General features: G+C 39.8%; 16 protein-coding genes, 1 tRNA gene, 1 pseudogene and 1 riboswitch. Of the genes and pseudogenes, 14 read left to right on the top strand and 4 right to left on the bottom strand.

Annotation, left to right across the window (positions count from 1 at the left end; all coding sequences use genetic code 11):
• Positions 1 to 9: 9 nt before the first annotated feature.
• The gene (locus BK049_RS02335) at positions 10 to 2319 is read right to left on the bottom strand and encodes an ATP-dependent helicase (RefSeq protein WP_071167765.1); all 2310 of its coding nucleotides are present in this window, start codon (positions 2317 to 2319) and stop codon (positions 10 to 12) included.
• Positions 2320 to 2445: 126 nt separating this feature from the next.
• On the opposite strand from BK049_RS02335, the gene BK049_RS02330 reads away from it, so the two are divergent.
• Positions 2446 to 2703 carry a hypothetical protein gene (locus tag BK049_RS02330; RefSeq protein ID WP_008355389.1) on the top strand — a complete coding sequence of 86 codons (258 nt, stop codon included), beginning with the start codon at positions 2446 to 2448 and terminating at the stop codon, positions 2701 to 2703.
• An 81-nt stretch (positions 2704 to 2784) separates the two neighbouring features.
• On the opposite strand, the gene BK049_RS02325 is transcribed toward BK049_RS02330, so the two are convergent.
• The 3 genes from BK049_RS02325 to BK049_RS02315 are packed head-to-tail and all read right to left on the bottom strand — an operon-like array spanning position 2785 to position 4534.
• Entirely contained in the window at positions 2785 to 3219 is a 435-nt protein-coding gene (locus tag BK049_RS02325; RefSeq protein ID WP_008355391.1) for a GNAT family N-acetyltransferase, read from the bottom strand.
• A 6-nt stretch (positions 3220 to 3225) separates the two neighbouring features.
• Entirely contained in the window at positions 3226 to 3741 is a 516-nt protein-coding gene (locus tag BK049_RS02320; protein WP_008355393.1) for a YjcG family protein, read from the bottom strand.
• 52 nt (positions 3742 to 3793) lie between these two features.
• Positions 3794 to 4534, bottom strand: coding sequence for an esterase family protein (locus BK049_RS02315; protein WP_008355396.1), 741 nt, complete (start codon positions 4532 to 4534; stop codon positions 3794 to 3796).
• A gap of 220 nt (positions 4535 to 4754) precedes the next feature.
• A riboswitch (SAM riboswitch) is annotated at positions 4755 to 4876 on the top strand.
• Between the two features lie 78 nt (positions 4877 to 4954).
• Between BK049_RS02315 and BK049_RS02310 the strand changes: the two genes are divergently transcribed.
• From BK049_RS02310 to hag, 13 genes and pseudogenes are all read left to right on the top strand, one after another.
• Positions 4955 to 6073 carry a methionine biosynthesis PLP-dependent protein gene (locus tag BK049_RS02310; protein WP_008355397.1) on the top strand — a complete coding sequence of 373 codons (1119 nt, stop codon included), beginning with the start codon at positions 4955 to 4957 and terminating at the stop codon, positions 6071 to 6073.
• Complete coding sequence (metC, locus tag BK049_RS02305) at positions 6070 to 7248, top strand: cystathionine beta-lyase (protein ID WP_071167764.1); 1179 nt, start codon at positions 6070 to 6072, stop codon at positions 7246 to 7248. Before BK049_RS02310 ends, metC begins: the two co-directional genes overlap by 4 nt.
• 325 nt (positions 7249 to 7573) lie before the next feature.
• Positions 7574 to 7646, top strand: a tRNA-Val gene (locus BK049_RS02300).
• 225 nt (positions 7647 to 7871) lie between these two features.
• Positions 7872 to 8093, top strand: a complete 222-nt coding sequence (locus BK049_RS02295) for a hypothetical protein (RefSeq protein WP_071167763.1) — start codon at positions 7872 to 7874, stop codon at positions 8091 to 8093.
• Between the two features lie 136 nt (positions 8094 to 8229).
• On the top strand, positions 8230 to 8454 hold the full coding sequence (locus BK049_RS02290) for a hypothetical protein (protein WP_017359644.1): 225 nt from the start codon (positions 8230 to 8232) through the stop codon (positions 8452 to 8454).
• Between the two features lie 281 nt (positions 8455 to 8735).
• A pseudogene (locus BK049_RS20065) lies at positions 8736 to 8840 on the top strand (CatA-like O-acetyltransferase); the annotation flags it as partial.
• Between the two features lie 492 nt (positions 8841 to 9332).
• Entirely contained in the window at positions 9333 to 9824 is a 492-nt protein-coding gene (locus BK049_RS02285) for a hypothetical protein (RefSeq protein ID WP_071167762.1), read from the top strand.
• Between the two features lie 56 nt (positions 9825 to 9880).
• Positions 9881 to 10762 carry a hypothetical protein gene (locus tag BK049_RS02280; RefSeq protein WP_232532047.1) on the top strand — a complete coding sequence of 294 codons (882 nt, stop codon included), beginning with the start codon at positions 9881 to 9883 and terminating at the stop codon, positions 10760 to 10762.
• A 180-nt stretch (positions 10763 to 10942) separates the two neighbouring features.
• Positions 10943 to 12061 (top strand): Rap family tetratricopeptide repeat protein, encoded by a 1119-nt coding sequence (locus tag BK049_RS02275; RefSeq protein ID WP_008358826.1) that lies wholly within the window; start codon positions 10943 to 10945, stop codon positions 12059 to 12061.
• Positions 12051 to 12227 (top strand): RapH phosphatase inhibitor, encoded by a 177-nt coding sequence (locus tag BK049_RS02270; protein WP_071167761.1) that lies wholly within the window; start codon positions 12051 to 12053, stop codon positions 12225 to 12227. Before BK049_RS02275 ends, BK049_RS02270 begins: the two co-directional genes overlap by 11 nt.
• A 306-nt stretch (positions 12228 to 12533) precedes the next feature.
• Complete coding sequence (locus BK049_RS02265) at positions 12534 to 12842, top strand: hypothetical protein (protein WP_008358831.1); 309 nt, start codon at positions 12534 to 12536, stop codon at positions 12840 to 12842.
• A gap of 619 nt (positions 12843 to 13461) precedes the next feature.
• On the top strand, positions 13462 to 14643 hold the full coding sequence (alr, locus tag BK049_RS02260) for an alanine racemase (protein WP_071167760.1): 1182 nt from the start codon (positions 13462 to 13464) through the stop codon (positions 14641 to 14643).
• A 258-nt stretch (positions 14644 to 14901) separates the two neighbouring features.
• Positions 14902 to 15723 carry a flagellin Hag gene (gene hag, locus BK049_RS02255; protein WP_071167759.1) on the top strand — a complete coding sequence of 274 codons (822 nt, stop codon included), beginning with the start codon at positions 14902 to 14904 and terminating at the stop codon, positions 15721 to 15723.
• Positions 15724 to 15895 lie beyond the last annotated feature (172 nt).

Genomic DNA, 15895 nt, shown 5'->3' with positions numbered 1-15895 from the left:
GCTCTCCACTCAAAGGGGGGCCTGTTGTTTTTGTGCGAATAATTCACGATTTTTCTTTAGAAGAGGGTACAAAAAGCGAGAACGGTGAGCGGTTTTTCCTCTTCTAAAAGATGGAACAGATAGATAGAGGGATTGTTCTGCTCTTGTCATGGCGACGTATAATAAGCGCCGCTCTTCTTCAATGGCTTCTTCATTGCCATTTCTCAGTTCATCAAGCGCAAAATCATGAGGCAAAGCTCCGTCAACCACACTAGTGATGTACACCGTTTGGAATTCAAGTCCCTTTGCGCGGTGGATCGTCATGAGCTGAACGCCGGGTTCCCCTGCTTTTTCCTTTTCAGCAGCTTTCATATGTTCGGCATGTGCGAGAAAGGCTTCAATCGTTTCAAAGCGTTTCGCCGCTGTTTTCACATCACGTACATCATCTGCACCTTTTTCAAGCACATTCGTATCATTGACACGTTTTTTCAAATAATCACCGAGTCCCATCTTTTGTTCAATAAACGCCACAGCTTCAGCCGGTTTTAACGTTCGTAAAGTTTGGAACAAAGGAATGATTGATTGTAGTTTTTTCTGCTGAAACGGCTGGATGTCTGTTAGTTTCCCAAGTGCGTCTACCATCGAACAATCCTCCGTAATAGTCAGCGCCTTCAGTGTATTTAGTGTTTGCTGCTTTAAAAAGAAAACCGGCAGCAGCTGTTTTATTGCAGCGACATCATCTGCATCTTGACTTAGGGAAAGAAAGGCGAGCAGTACCCGAACCATTCGTCTACTATAAAAGGCTCTCACGCCAGCATCGGTCTCATACGGAATCGCCGATTGATGAAGCCTCTCATAAATGGCGCGGCCTCCCGTATTGGTTCTAAACAGGACACAAATATCATTTGGCTTTGCACCGTTTTGCATTTTCTCCTGAATATCTGCCACGATCATGGTCGCTTCCTCTTCCTCGTCATATGGATAAAAGAGCGTCGGAGGAATTTGCTCCACGCGAACGGCTTTTAACGTTTTCTCGTAACGATGCTGGTTCTTTTTAATAATGGCATCTGCACTTGCGACAATCGTATGATGAGAACGGTAATTCGCATGTAAATGGACGATCTCGGCCGAAGGGTAGTCCTGTTTGAAATCAAGAATAAAAGCGGGATGACTTCCTCTAAAGGCATAAATGGCTTGATCATCGTCACCTACACAAAATAGCTGCTCTGATTTTCCGGCCAAAAGCTGGATCAATTGATATTGGACGGGATTAATGTCCTGAAATTCATCAACTAAAATATACTTGAATCGTTCTTGATACCGCTTCAGCAGTTCAGGCTGCTTATTCAGCATGTGTAAGCAGGCGATCGCCATGTCATCAAAGTCAAATTGTTGATTGTCCCTTTTTTGCTGTTCATACGACTGATAGATCGTCCACATGTGCTTTTCCTTTTCATCTTTCAGCTCAGGAAATTCGCCCGGTAAAAAGGCATTTTTCCAATAGCCGATGGATTGCAGCACTTGATCGGTTGGGTAGTCTTTTTCATCCAGTCCTTCATTCATCATCGCTTTCCGAATGTACTGTTCCTTTTGCCAGTCAAACTTGATGAGATGCTGTCCGTTCCATTTGTTCGGATCATCGTGAAGCAGCATTTTATAAAAAAGGCTGTGAAACGTACCTGTCACCACTTGACCCGCCTGTGATGGATGAAGCTGGTACTGCATGCGCAGTCTTTCTTTCATTTCACTGCTTGCTTTTGTGGTGAAGGTCACAAGTAAGATATGGTGAGCTGGAATTTGATGGTGTGAAATCAAATAAGCTGCTCTAGCCGTCAGCACCCTTGTTTTCCCGCTGCCAGCACCAGCCAGCACAAGCATTGGTCCATCTTTGTGTGTGACAGCTTGCAGCTGCGGCGCGCTAAAGGTGATGTGCGGAAAGAGGTCGATGGTATGTACTTGTTCATTCTCTTCTAAATGTAAGGCTTCGCCAAATTGAATAGACCTCGGTTCCTGCCAGTCAAACGTTTCCTTTGTTTCCGAGATGATCTGTTTGCCGGTTGGAAAACGGAAGCCGCCAAGTTCTTTGTAGGATGCATGTTCATCTCGTTCTGCCGGTTGCTTTTCCTCTTGTTGTTCTGCTTTTTCACACAGCTCTTGCTGAGATGTCTGTTTATGAATAAAGGCAGGCTCTTCATGTATATTTAATCTGAAAAAGACGGGTTGTCCGCAATATGGGCAAGATAAGTGCCCTTTTTTTCCCTCATCATGGAGGAATTGATAATGTTCTCTCGAATACGTATGTAATGAGATCGTTCGATCATGTCGTCGTGCGCATTTCAAAGCTAGTCCTCCAGTAGTCAATCAATCTTAAAAAGAAACACAACTAATCATATCAAATGAGGCGTGTTTCAAACAGTCATAATTAGGGAATAGTAGAATAGAAGAGAAGCAAAGGAGGCGTTCTTGATGGGATATATAGCACCGATTCAGCCGGATCTGTATTTTCAATATATCAACCGTCCTGCTCCTCAGGATAAAGAAGACTATGCGAAAGTGACAAAGGTCACGCGCACCTTTCATGACAAGGTATACAGAGAGCTGGAGAAAAAAGAGGACTTAGTGACAGAAGCAGAGACGAAAGTACAGCAAAAAAAGCGGGAACGCTTTGTACGAGATATGTTTATGGAAGAAGGCAAGGGCATTCATATCAATGTCTATATATAAATGACTGCGCTTTCTTCACTAATCGAACGATAATGAATAAAGAAACAGCCAGGACTATGATGCTCTGGCTGTTTCTTTTCGTTAAGCGGATAGCGTTTTTGTCATTTTTACATGTGTGATACCTGCTTCTTCAAACGGTTCAGAAACGACTTTGTAGCCTTTCTTTTCGTAGAAAGGAAGAGCCTGGATTTGTGCATGCATGACAGCTTCTTTCGCTCCATTGGCAATGGCTTCAGATTCTAGTGCTTCTAATAGTTGGTGGCCGAGGCCGAAAGATCGCGCCTCTTTTAATACACAAATCCGTTCAAGCTTTGCCTTAGGACCGTCAATCATCCGCAGTCTAGCAGCAGCCTGCGGCTTATCGTCATCGTTATAAATGACAAAATGAATGGCATCGTCCTCTAATTCATCGATTTCGATCTCTAATGGGACTTCTTGTTCTTTCACGAAAACTTCTTTTCGAACGTAATAGGCATCTTCTCGTTGTGTTTGTGCTTTTGCGATGACTGTATTCAAATGTCTTTAACCCTCTTCTCCTAAAATAAATGTTTCATAAACGGTCCAAGATCCATTTTCTAGCTGATATAACAGGTGGAAGCGGTCAACCGTTTCTTCATGATCAATCTTTCTCAGCTTTAATGTACCAAGTACGTCTGAATGCTCATCATCTGATAATTTTTGAGCCACTGTTACATGCGGAACAAATGCATATTCAGGTTTACCAGCCAGTGGTTCAGTATACAATTTTTCATTTAGAGCCATTAATTCCTCGTTCGGTTCTACTTTCATATAAATGACGTTGTTTACAGGAGCGAATGAACTGAATTTTTTGATACGTAACGTAATAGGAGAAGCATTTTTGGCATACTCACGCAAGGTGGAGACGACCTCAGCTGCTTCTAGATCCGTTAATTCAAAAGGTGTTCTTAATGTTAAATGCGGCGGTATGAGTGCATAGTTCGGATCATAACGTTTCCGATAAGAGTTCGCAATATCTTGCAATTTTTTTGATGGAAATAAAACAACTCCGTATTTCATCATGTTCCCTCCTGATTAAGAAAGTATTTATTATTGTTTATTATAACAAAATTCAGTTGATGAACGAATATGGGAGCATTCTTTTTAACGAAGGTGCAATGAGCGGCTGCCAAAATGTCCATTTATGGTCCCCTTCGAATGTCTCAAATAAATAATCCGCACCAGACTGTTCAAGAAGAGCCTTCAGTTCTTCGTTCGGCTGAATAAAATCAAGCACTTGGCCATCTGTTGTTTTCACAGCCGTTTCTTCTAACCCAATTTGATGGATAATGGCATAATGAGAAAGTGATGCTGATTGTTTGACCGCTTGTAAGACCGACTCATCAACGTAAGGGGACTGCAAAATCAGTCCGCCAAATAACGAAGGATAATCAATGGCTGTCATGAGTGAGATGGTAGCACCGAGTGAATCACCAATAAACGTACGCCCCGATCCGATTTGATACGTTGGAAAGTGTTCATCAATATAAGGGACAAGTTCATTTGCTAAAAAGCGTTTATACGCCTCGAACTTTGTGCCATCTGGATGATACGTATTTCGTCTTTCGGTGACATTTTCATAGGGAACACCAATGATAATCGCGCGTTCCATTTCTTTGTTTTGCATGAGTTCTTCCGCCTGTCTGCCTATTTTACCTAAGCGGAAATAATCATGACCATCTTGGGCAATGATGACATGATATGTATAAAGGGGCGAGTAATTGACTGGTAAATAAATCAGAACGGTCATGTCCGTCCCAAGTTCTTTTGAGTGTAAGGTTTCTTCTTGAATCATTCCTGTTTTCTTCACCATAATCCATTCCTCCAGCTAACCAAATTCATCATAAGTGAAACGTTTCCATTCATTGTAACACGAAAAACAGCGTTGTTCCTATATGCTAACATGCAATCAAATCGGCTGACATTCAATCTAGTGCAAAATACAGAAAATTTTAATTAATCGTTACATTTCCCCTTGAAAAATGAGTTTTAATGCGTTACAGTATTAAGAATTAGAACAGACAGACAACACATTCTTATCGTGAGAGGTGGAGGGACTGGCCCTTTGAAACCTCAGCAACCGGTATGCATCACATGATGTGATGTACCAAGGTGCTAAATCCAGCAAGCAGTTTTTTTGCTTGGAAGATAAGAGGAAGCGATTAAACCCCTTCTTCTTATGAAGAAGGGGTTTTCTGTTTTGAAATCAGATTTTTACTTAGGATGGTGTCAAATGACAGAACATGTGGAAACGAAATTAGCGCAAATTGGAAACCGTAGCGATGAGGCGACTGGCACTGTCAGTCCTCCAGTTTATCTTTCAACAGCATACAGACATAGAGGTATTGGTGAATCAACAGGGTTTGATTATATTCGGACGAAAAACCCAACAAGACAGCTTGTAGAAGATGCGATTGCTTCACTCGAAGAAGGGACGGCCGGTTTTGCCTTCAGTTCGGGAATGGCTGCTATCCAAACGATCATGGCTCTATTTGAAAGCGGAGATGAACTGATTGTGTCATCAGATTTATATGGCGGTACATACCGTTTGTTCGAGAACGAATGGAAAAAGTATGGCCTGCGTTTTCTTTACGATGATTTTTCAGATGAAGACTGTTTACGCTCTAAAATGACGCCAAACACAAAAGCCGTCTTTATTGAAACCCCGACAAATCCACTCATGCAGGAAGCGGATATTCAAAAGGTTGCGAAGATCGCAAAAGAGCATGGCGCTTTGGTCATTGTCGATAACACCTTTTACACACCAGTGTTGCAAAAGCCGATTACGCTTGGAGCGGATATTGTCATTCATAGCGCAACCAAATATTTAGGCGGACATAATGACGTCCTTGCTGGTCTCGTGGTCACAAAAGGAGAGCAGCTTTCTGAAGATATGTTCCAGCATCAAAATGCCATCGGAGCGGTTTTATCTCCATTTGACTCTTGGCTTTTAATGAGAGGAATGAAAACGCTGGCTCTTAGAATGCGCCAGCACGAGGCAAATGCGAAGGAATTAGCTGACTTTCTAAAGCAGCAGCCGGAAATCCAAGATGTTCTTTACCCAGGTAAGGGTGGGATGCTGTCATTCCGTGTTGCCAAAGAGGACTGGGTCAACCCATTTTTAAAGCAGCTGAAAACGATTTGTTTTGCGGAAAGCCTTGGCGGAATTGAAAGCTTTATTACGTATCCAGCGACGCAAACGCACATGGACATCCCAGAAGAGATTCGCATCGCAAACGGTGTGTGTAACAAACTGCTCCGTTTCTCTGTTGGGATTGAGCATGTGGATGACCTGAAAGCAGACCTGAAGCAGGCACTATCAAAAGTGAAAGAGGAGGTACACACGAAATGACCACACACGATTGGACACTCGAAACACAACTCGTTCATAATGCGTTTAAAACAGACCGCTCAACAGGTGCAGTCAGTGTACCGATTCAACATGCATCGACATTTCACCAAAGCAGCTTCGATGAATTTGGTCAATATGACTACTCTCGATCAGGCACTCCTACACGTCAGGCGCTAGAGGATACGATTGCAGCGCTAGAAGGAGGAACGAGAGGGCTTGCCTTTGCGTCAGGTATGGCAGCCATTTCAACTGCTTTTCTTCTGTTATCAAAAGGGGATCATGTTCTTGTCACAAGAGATGTGTACGGGGGAACATTCAGGATGATCACCCAAGTTCTTTCGAGATTTGGCATTGAGCATACCTTTGTGGACATGACAGATTTAAACGAAGTCAAACAAGGCATTCAATCGAATACGAAAGTCATTTACATGGAAACACCGTCAAACCCCACACTAGGGATTACGGATATTGCAGGCGTTGTCCAGCTTGCGAAAGAGCATGACTGTCTAACCTTCTTAGATAATACGTTCTTAACGCCTGCGCTTCAGCGTCCGCTGGATCTTGGTGTTGATATTGTGCTGCACAGTGCAACGAAATTTTTGAGCGGTCACAGTGATGTATTGTCTGGCTTAGCCGTGGTCAAAGACGAGAAGCTGGGAGAAGAACTTTATTCACTGCAAAATTCATTCGGTGCGGTTCTTGGCGTTCAGGATTGCTGGCTTGTGTTAAGGGGATTAAAAACACTTCAAGTCAGATTAGAAAAAGCAAGTCAAACCGCTTTAGAACTGGCTACATTCCTAAAAGAACATCCTGCGGTCAAAAAAGTATATTATCCAGGATTAGATGATCACCCAGGGGCAGACATTCAGCGGAAACAGGCGAGCGGTGCAGGTGCTGTTCTTTCATTTGAACTAGAAAACCAAGCGGCTGTCAAAGAATTGGTCGATGGCGTCACATTACCTGTATTCGCCGTCAGCCTTGGCGCGGTTGAATCCATTCTGTCCTACCCAGCCAAAATGTCCCATGCCGCTATGCCAAAAGAAGAAAGAGAAAAAAGAGGCATTACAGATGGGTTGCTTCGATTAAGTGTAGGCGTCGAAAACGGAGCAGACCTCAAACGGGACTTCAAACAAGCACTCGATCAACTAAAGCCAGCTCTTGTGAACCAGTCATAAAAGTGATTGAAAAGCCGGTACAGATACCGGCTTCAGCGTGTAGACAAACCCTCGCATTCTTTGTCAGTCCTGCGTGCCGGTGCTCACGAATGTCAAATTCGCTCCGCGCCGGTACTCGTCCTTCCTAGATTGCAAAGGTTTTCAGATCACGCTGAAAAGAAGACAAAGGGCTAAAATAAAGATCATTTTAGCCCTTTGTCAACAATCTGAAGCCGCTACAGATACCGCCTTTTCGCTTTTTTGAACAAAACCATTGACGCTCCACCATGATGGTTATATAATAGAGACTGTCAGTAAAAGAAAGCCCAGAACTGATACATAACCCGATTCCGTAGCTCAGCTGGGAGAGCGCTACCTTGACAGGGTAGAGGTCGCTGGTTCGAGCCCAGTCGGAATCATATAAAAAGTCGTTGATACAGAGCCATTCTTGAGATAATCGAGAGTGGCTTTTGTATTTCTAAAAACAAAGAGGTAACAAAAAGGTAACATTGCCATAATAAAATTCACACTGAAAATATAGTGTGGTCAGTCTAAAATTCCATCCATTTGATCAGCTATTTGTTGGCTTGTTGAAGGTAGTTACATGAGCATAAGTTTGAAGTGTTGAAATTAGGGGGATACAAGTGAAGGTTCTTAGATTTGAATATGAGAAAAATAGATTTAAATTACACGCAATGTTTATGGACGATATTTCAGGCATGAGAGATGATGATATTCAAAGAGATATGTTGTTTAAGAGTAAAAATATAGTTAAAGCTGCTTTGGGATTTGATGGTTATTTGGAACAAGAACATTCTTCAACATACGAAGAAACCAATTCAGTGTATTGCTCATATACGTTTTGAAAGGATAACAAGTTAAGAAGGGATTAGAACCTCAGTTAGATGGAGCTAAGAATATGGATTAAGATGAATTAATTAGGGATTTGAAAAGAACCCATGTTATAATAGAAGAAAATGGATGTTGGGGGATTGTCAGTAAATGCTCAAATCAAAGTTAGTTGTTTGGACGTTTATCGTTGTGACTGGATTCTATATGCTGGTGAGTATATGGAACATTGCTGTATTTCCAGATAAGACATGGACAGATTATGCAGGACAGATTCTGATTGTCGTTTTTGGGAGTATGGTGAATGGTTTAATCGCTGCTTTCTTTATGTACGCAGCAGCTATGTTAGTGAAATATATTAATGGTGATAAAGCTTAAATTTGTGGACAGAAATCAGTTTAAAACAGGCGTATAAAAAGGTAACATTTTTTTCGATTTTTAAAAAATACGAAGGAACACCAGAGGATACAGAAGGGTAAATAAAGCTTATACATCAAGGTTTTTTTGTTTTTCTAACAAGGAATCTTTATTCTATTTTTATTTTGGGGCCGAATGGGGGCCGAACTTTTATCCGCCAGGTCGTTTTTGAGTATTTTTGCAGTGTAATCTTCATTTGTTTGTGACATGACCACCAATATCTAATATCTACAGAGGAAGCCTATTTACTGCCAATATTTACGTTAGGCAAATTTAAGAAGAAAAAAGAAAAAAATATCCTGCCAGTCGCCATTCAAGTACATCATGCTGTTTGTGATGGCTTATAGAACATTGTGAAGAGTGGTTAAACGATTCATTGTATATGTCCTGAATGTCAGGAGCGATTTGCAAAAGTTGTTCCCATGAAATTTTAGAAGATAGCATAAAGCAGACTTAAACGAGTCTGCTTTTTTTGTTTTGTGATGAGAATTTAAACGTGTTAAGGAGCTATTCGTGTGTAAATAAGGCATCATGCTTTGTTTCTCAATTATTTTTGCGGTTTCTTTTCGGTGATTCATAAATTCCAATATGTAATAATAAATGTAATATAAGTAAATATATGTAATTAAGGGAGTTTCAGCTTTTAGATCAATTAATTATAGGTGATGAACTACGGAATAATCTTGACCCTTATCAAAAGAGCGGGGCAGACTCTAATGGAGGAAACCAGTGATATTGTCGAATATCCAAAAATGTATACTCATTCAAACTTGATACCATTATATTGAATTAAATGTATATGTATTTACTCTAAAAATGGATTAAAGGTGGTTTACATTATGAAAAAAAGCAATACATTATTACTGTCTTCAATATTTTTAGCTAGCACGATATTCCCTGCAACTGTTTCAGCAACGAATATTGATAAAAATGAAACTGAATGGATAACGATTGCAGAGGATTCTGCCACTGATTCCGTATCACATTCAACTAACAAAACTTTGGCCAAAGCTGACTATGTTACGAATTGGAAACTAAGAAAAACTGGCGGATTGATTGGTGAAATATTTCAATGTAACTACAGCATGTTAACGACAGCGAAATCAAAAGGGAAAATTGATTATATTGAAGCAAAATCACGACTATATGGGGGAGATGGCGGACTTTCCAAAAGCAAAACCGATTCTGCGAAGAAATCTAACTATGCTGGAGCAAATGCTGCCGGTGGCGTAGACGGAGGTTGGGGATGTAAAGGCAAAGCAATCGGAAACTCATTATATAAAGATAGTGGTTATAAAACGGTTAGTCGCCAAAAGACTTTTAACATTTAATAGTGATGATGAGACGTAGAACAAACTTATTCATAACAACTATTATAGTATTACTAGTGACATTTATTTTATTTATCAGACAAGAAAAAATTTCTGATGATAAAGACTATAATGATGAAATGATGGATGTTACTGGTCCAGGAACGGATACCGTTTCATATGGTCTGTATGAACCCGAAGGAAAACTGCTTGATACATTAGATATCGGATTCATTGAAAATAACCAGATGACCAAAGTCCTTTCTTTCTCACATTATATAGACGCAGATAGAAAGTACACGTTACTCTTACTAGCAAATTTTAAGCAGATAGAATTCTCGGCAGATGATCATAGACCAGCTAAATCATACACATTTAAGATGACTAAAGATCAGGTGATTACATTACCAATCAAAGCTGCATTACCAAAAAAGGTTGGGGAAATCGCATTTGTGATCGTTCCTGAAGCAAAGTATCATTTGAAAGACAAAGATATAGATATAGCCACAGGCTTACAAGAAAACTTTATTATGCGATATATCACAAAAAATGCCTCGTCTTACAAGATTGACAGTGAACAACCTCCAACATATAAAACGGATGAATTAACTGGAGAGGAAATTTTCATGGCTTCAGGCAAAATGTCAAATAAAGTGCTATATACTTCTAAAAGCCAAATGCCTGTCTATCTCCAAGTGGATAATTCGAGAGAAAAGAAAATGAATTATGCTTTAGTCGCATTTTCGGAACACGAACAACAAAAAATTGATGGGAAACATGTGCTGCATGTATCTGTAGAAAATGAAAAAACAAATGTTTATAAAATAAAATTGCCAAGAGTTGAAAAGGAGAAAAATTTTCAAGTAATCGCTTTTCCTGCACCTTTTGATCACAGTGCTACATTTGAAGAAGTGAATTTTAGAGGCTATTCTTCTATTAGAACTTTAATCCAACCATAAGAGGCAATTTTGTGTGGATGATTAATTATATTGATTGGGTTTACGGGGAACATTGTGTCGATGCGGCTCCTTTAAAGGAGCTCTTTTTGTTCTTTTTGCGGTATCTTTTCGGTGCTTTGTCAATCCCTGCATGTGATAATAAATGTCATATAAGGGAATTGAGTGGAAGGGGATTAAGTGATGGAGAAAGTTCTTTCTTCACATGTCGGTGTGAAAATAAATGAATGGTATAAGATGATTCGGCAATTTAGTGTTCCAGATGCAGAGATTTTGAAAGCTGAGGTAGAACAAGAAATTGAACGAATGGAAGAAGATCAGGATTTACTCATTTACTATCAATTGATGTGCTTTCGCCATCAGCTTATGCTTGATTATATTAAACCCTCAGAGAAGCGATCTTTATCCATTGCAGACCTAGTCGATAAAATTGAAAATTCAAATCATCAACTTTCTGGAATGTTGCAATACTATAATGCTTTCTTTAGGGGCATGTATGATTTCAGCAGGAAAGAGTACGTACAGGCTATTCAATATTACAAGATTGCTGAAAAGCAACTTGCACTGGTAGTAGACGATATTGAGCAAGCAGAGTTTCATTTCAAAGTGGCCGAAGCATACTACATTATGAAACAAACGCATGTGTCAATGCATCATATTATGAAGGCCTTAGACATCTATAAGCAGCATGAGCAATATAAAGTTCGCCAAATTCAATGCTTAATTGTGATTGCAGGGAATTATGATGATTTCAAGCGATATGAAAAATCATTAGAGCATCTAAATACAGCTTATTCTATAGCTGAAGAGCTAGCCGATAACATGTTAATTGCCAAAATACTCTTAAACATAGGAAATACATATGATCGACAACAAGAGTACGCTGAAGCAATCAAACACTACAGAGAAGTGTTAGACATTATTGCATCACAAAATACTGAGATAAAACCAATCACTTTATTTAGTTTGAGTTGGTCGTTATACAAGTCTAGTCAGCCTGCTGAAGCAGCTTCGCTCGTGGAAGATGGTCTTATGTGCTCCTTAGAGGCAAATGATTGGCTGTGTGTGATGTTATTTAAAGCTTTAAAAGCGATTTACATAGATTCTAATGAGGAAGTTATTCAAGAAGTGCTGGATGCTTTTGAAGAAAAGAAGCTATATGTCTATGTCGAGGCATTTGCTCAAAGTATAGGATTATATTATGAAAAAAAGGGGGACTTTGAAAAAGCTGCCGAATATTATAGAAAGGCCCTTAAAGTTCAAAATGATATTCAAAAAGGAGAGTGTCTGTATGATTATTAAAAGATTACTAGTGATTGTATCCATTTTATTATTGAGTGTTTCAACAGCAGAAACATTGGACATCATTGAAACAAAATCAATTCGAAATACAACAATGGAAGAACATCAAAAAATTGATCGAAATACGACGATGATCGATCGAAATGCAACATCTCAAAATATATAGGCAAAATGAAAACAGACCTTAAGGGGTCTGTTTTTTTATGGAGACGGATTTTTGGTCGCCAGAATGTGGTTAATGTTTAAAGGTTTGGAGGCTTACATTCTAGTCATATGTTAATTGATCATCAACAATACGATACTAATGTCATTGATTGGTCCGAGATAGGAATTGGCAAGATGCTTTAATTCATAAAAAAAGTCCTTCGTTTGTCATTTTCTTTTGTAAAACTCCACTATAAGCTCATTCAAAAAATTTCGATGAGAATAGACTGTACGGAATAGAAAAAATTAAAAAGAAGGAGGCATTTTCTTGGGAAATATCACACAGGATTTATCGGCTCTTGGTTTAAACATCTCGCAAAGTGTAGGTTTTGGACGTAACCAATCATCAAACCCTACTGCAAATTCATCAAAATTTAATAGGCTTTTTGCCGGACTTACACCAGGTACCGCTCTCGATATCGTTGGTGATTCAGGTTATTTGTATGGACCGGGTAGTTTTGTCACTTATGACCAAACGGCGGGCATTGTATTTTTTAATGACCCAACTTCGGCTGGAGGTACTGCAACTAGTCTAATAGATGTGAACAAAATTGAAAGTGTAACATTCACTAGTTAAATATAAAAGACATTCGGTCATGTGTGGATGATTGCCACGGTCATCATCAATTGTTGCAATGAAGCTGCAACACCCTATTTATTTGAGCATGTACAGAACATGTTATCATCATTGAAGAAAAAACATCATTCAGCCTTTTACTGAGTGATGTTTTTTCTTCTATTAATAAACAGTTTAAAAAACATGGGGTTAAGTGTTTTTTACTAAAAGAACAGACTGTTGTCAGTAGAATCAAAGCTTGATACCGTTTCTTCTTCATCACTTCATTCATCAGAATGTCCCCATGCTGTACTTTGACCAGATCAATTTGTAAATGAAGGGTCATGATAGGGGGAGTATTGTGTTATTTATCAAAGGTATCGAGATCACTTTCTTAGATTTTACTGTTCTAATAGATGTAGGTAATGGCTGGGAGACTGCTTTTAGTATCATTGATGCGATAATCATTTTACTCATAACGGGCAGTCTTCCCATTTTCTTTGACATATAAAATGAACTGCTGATAATGGTTATCCAGTCATTGCGGTTGAATGTTTTTCTCAAAAATGAATAAAGATAGACTAGACGCGAATGTGAACATTGATATCAGAATCACTTATGATATGAGGAGGAGCAATTAATGAAAAATCTCTGCCGGGAAGTCTGGATTGAAGTCAATCTTGACGCAATAAAAAGAAATATTGAAGCGATTCAAGCGCATATTCCAAGAAAAAGTAAGATTATGGCTGTAGTGAAAGCGAATGCCTATGGGCATGGTTCAGTGGAGGTAGCTCGCCAAGCATTGGAAAGTGGTGCGACAGAGCTGGCTGTGGCCAGTTTGGAAGAAGGAATTGTATTGCGAAGAGCGAAAGTTGAAGCCCCTATTCTCGTCCTTGGATTTACACCACTAGACTGTGTGAAAAAAGCTGCGGCCTGGAAAATTGATTTATCCGGTCTTCGTGCTGACTGGATCAAACAAGCAAATGAGATCTTAGAGGAAGAAGAAAGTCAGAATCAGCTTGGAATTCATGTCAATGTCGACACAGGGATGGGGCGACTAGGTGTACGAACGAAGGAAGAGCTTTTGGCCGTCGTGGAGGCGCTTGAAAAGAGTGAAAAGCTCAGATGGGATGGAATCTTTACACATTTCTCCAGTGCAGATGAGCCTGACTCCGATTTTACGTTGCTTCAGCATAGCATATTCATTGATTTTCTTCGGTTCTTGAAAAAACAAGGAATCACGCTGCCGACCGTACATATGAACAATACCGCTGCTGCTATTGCGTTTCCTGAATTTAGCGCCGATATGATCCGGCTTGGAATCGGACTTTATGGACTTTATCCCTCGCCGTATATCCAAAGCTTAGACGCTGTTCAATTGGAGCCGGCTCTAAGCTTAAAGGCGAGAATTGCTTTCGTGAAGGAAATGGTCACAGAGCCTCGAACGGTCAGCTATGGCGCTACCTATGTGGCAAAGCCTGATGAAGTGATTGCGACGATACCAATTGGCTACGCGGATGGATACTCACGTGCTTTATCGAACCGAGGATTTATGCTTTTCTGCGGAGAACGAGTGCCGATTGCGGGCCGAGTCACAATGGATATGACCATGATCAGTTTAGGCGACATGAAGGCAAAGCAGGGAGAGGAAGTCGTCATTTACGGCCGTCAAAAAGGCGGAGAAATTTCTGTCGATGAAATTGCCGAAATGCTCAATACGATTAACTATGAAGTCGTCGCCACATTAAGCCGCCGCGTTCCAAGGTTTTACCGCCGAGGTGGACAGATGATTAAAATATCGACACCGGTGATGTATGTGTGAAGGTAAGACCAGCGTGAAAACCCAAAGAGCCCCCTTTATATGGGGTCAGTCCCATAGATCAGTAGCTTTTTATATTTTCACTTAATTGTTAAATTTAGGATGAATGTCATAAAAAACAAGATATTTTTTTGAAAATCTGCTAAACATCCCATAACTACGTCCGATAATAGAATTGTCAGGGTTGATAAGCCCTAGAATAAAGGACTTTTTTCAGACAAGGACGTCTGTCAGGTCCCACATACATGGAGGTAATAGGAAATGAGAATTAACCACAATATCGCAGCACTTAACACATTAAATCGTTTGTCTGCAAACAACAGTGCTAGCCAAAAGAACATGGAGAAACTTTCTTCTGGTCTTAAAATCAACCGTGCAGGAGATGACGCAGCTGGTCTTGCCATCTCTGAAAAAATGCGTGGACAAATCCGCGGATTAGAAATGGCTTCTAAAAACGCACAAGACGGTATCTCTCTTATTCAAACAGCTGAAGGTGCATTGACTGAAACTCATGCAATCCTTCAACGTATGCGTGAACTAACTGTTCAAGCAGGTAACACCGGTACTCAACAAACTGAAGATTTAACTGCTATTAAAGATGAAATGGATGCACTTGTTGAAGAAATTGATGGTATTTCTAATCGTACTGAATTTAACGGAAAAAAATTATTAGATGGTACTGAAACAACTGGATTTACATTCCAAATTGGTGCTAACGCAACTCAAAATATCAATGTTAGTATTAATAGCATGGATGCAACTACTTTAGGCGTAAATAATATTGATGTTGCTGCTGCTGGTTTCAGTTTTGACACAGAAATCGCAAAAATTGATACAGCAATTAAAAGTGTATCATCAGAGCGTTCTAAACTTGGTGCAGTTCAAAACCGTCTAGAGCACACAATCAACAACCTTGGTGCTTCTGGTGAAAACTTAACAGCTGCTGAGTCTCGTATCCGTGACGTTGACATGGCGAAAGAAATGAGTGAGTTCACGAAGAACAACATTCTTTCTCAAGCGTCTCAAGCAATGCTTGCACAAGCGAACCAACAGCCACAAAACGTACTTCAATTACTACGTTAATGAAAGGCCCCTTGATGGGGCTTTTTTTTATGCTGTTTTTTCTTCGCATTTTCTCCAGCTTTATGATTCTTAAATCCCTCTGGTAAATCATGAAAAATGACCTTTAAATTTGGCATACTCTAGCGAAATGATCATAATGAATAAGTCTTTTTCCTTATTTATCCCTTTTTTG

It is taken from the genome of Bacillus xiamenensis (genome assembly GCF_001857925.1).
Lineage (GTDB): Bacteria > Bacillota > Bacilli > Bacillales > Bacillaceae > Bacillus > Bacillus xiamenensis.
Note: the sequence above shows the minus strand (reverse complement) of the source record. Positions and strands in the feature narration are given on the sequence as shown.

Bases quoted from the DNA above. Each gene is read 5' to 3' on its own strand.
- BK049_RS02330 (WP_008355389.1), top strand. From the start codon at position 2,446: ATGGGATATATAGCACCGATTCAGCCGGATCTGTATTTTCAATATATC.
- BK049_RS02320 (WP_008355393.1), bottom strand. From the start codon at position 3,741: ATGAAATACGGAGTTGTTTTATTTCCATCAAAAAAATTGCAAGATATT.
- BK049_RS02315 (WP_008355396.1), bottom strand. From the start codon at position 4,534: ATGGTGAAGAAAACAGGAATGATTCAAGAAGAAACCTTACACTCAAAA.
- BK049_RS02310 (WP_008355397.1), top strand. From the start codon at position 4,955: ATGACAGAACATGTGGAAACGAAATTAGCGCAAATTGGAAACCGTAGC.
- metC (WP_071167764.1), top strand. From the start codon at position 6,070: ATGACCACACACGATTGGACACTCGAAACACAACTCGTTCATAATGCG.
- BK049_RS02290 (WP_017359644.1), top strand. From the start codon at position 8,230: ATGCTCAAATCAAAGTTAGTTGTTTGGACGTTTATCGTTGTGACTGGA.
- BK049_RS02285 (WP_071167762.1), top strand. From the start codon at position 9,333: ATGAAAAAAAGCAATACATTATTACTGTCTTCAATATTTTTAGCTAGC.
- BK049_RS02275 (WP_008358826.1), top strand. From the start codon at position 10,943: ATGGAGAAAGTTCTTTCTTCACATGTCGGTGTGAAAATAAATGAATGG.
- BK049_RS02270 (WP_071167761.1), top strand. From the start codon at position 12,051: ATGATTATTAAAAGATTACTAGTGATTGTATCCATTTTATTATTGAGT.
- alr (WP_071167760.1), top strand. From the start codon at position 13,462: ATGAAAAATCTCTGCCGGGAAGTCTGGATTGAAGTCAATCTTGACGCA.
- hag (WP_071167759.1), top strand. From the start codon at position 14,902: ATGAGAATTAACCACAATATCGCAGCACTTAACACATTAAATCGTTTG.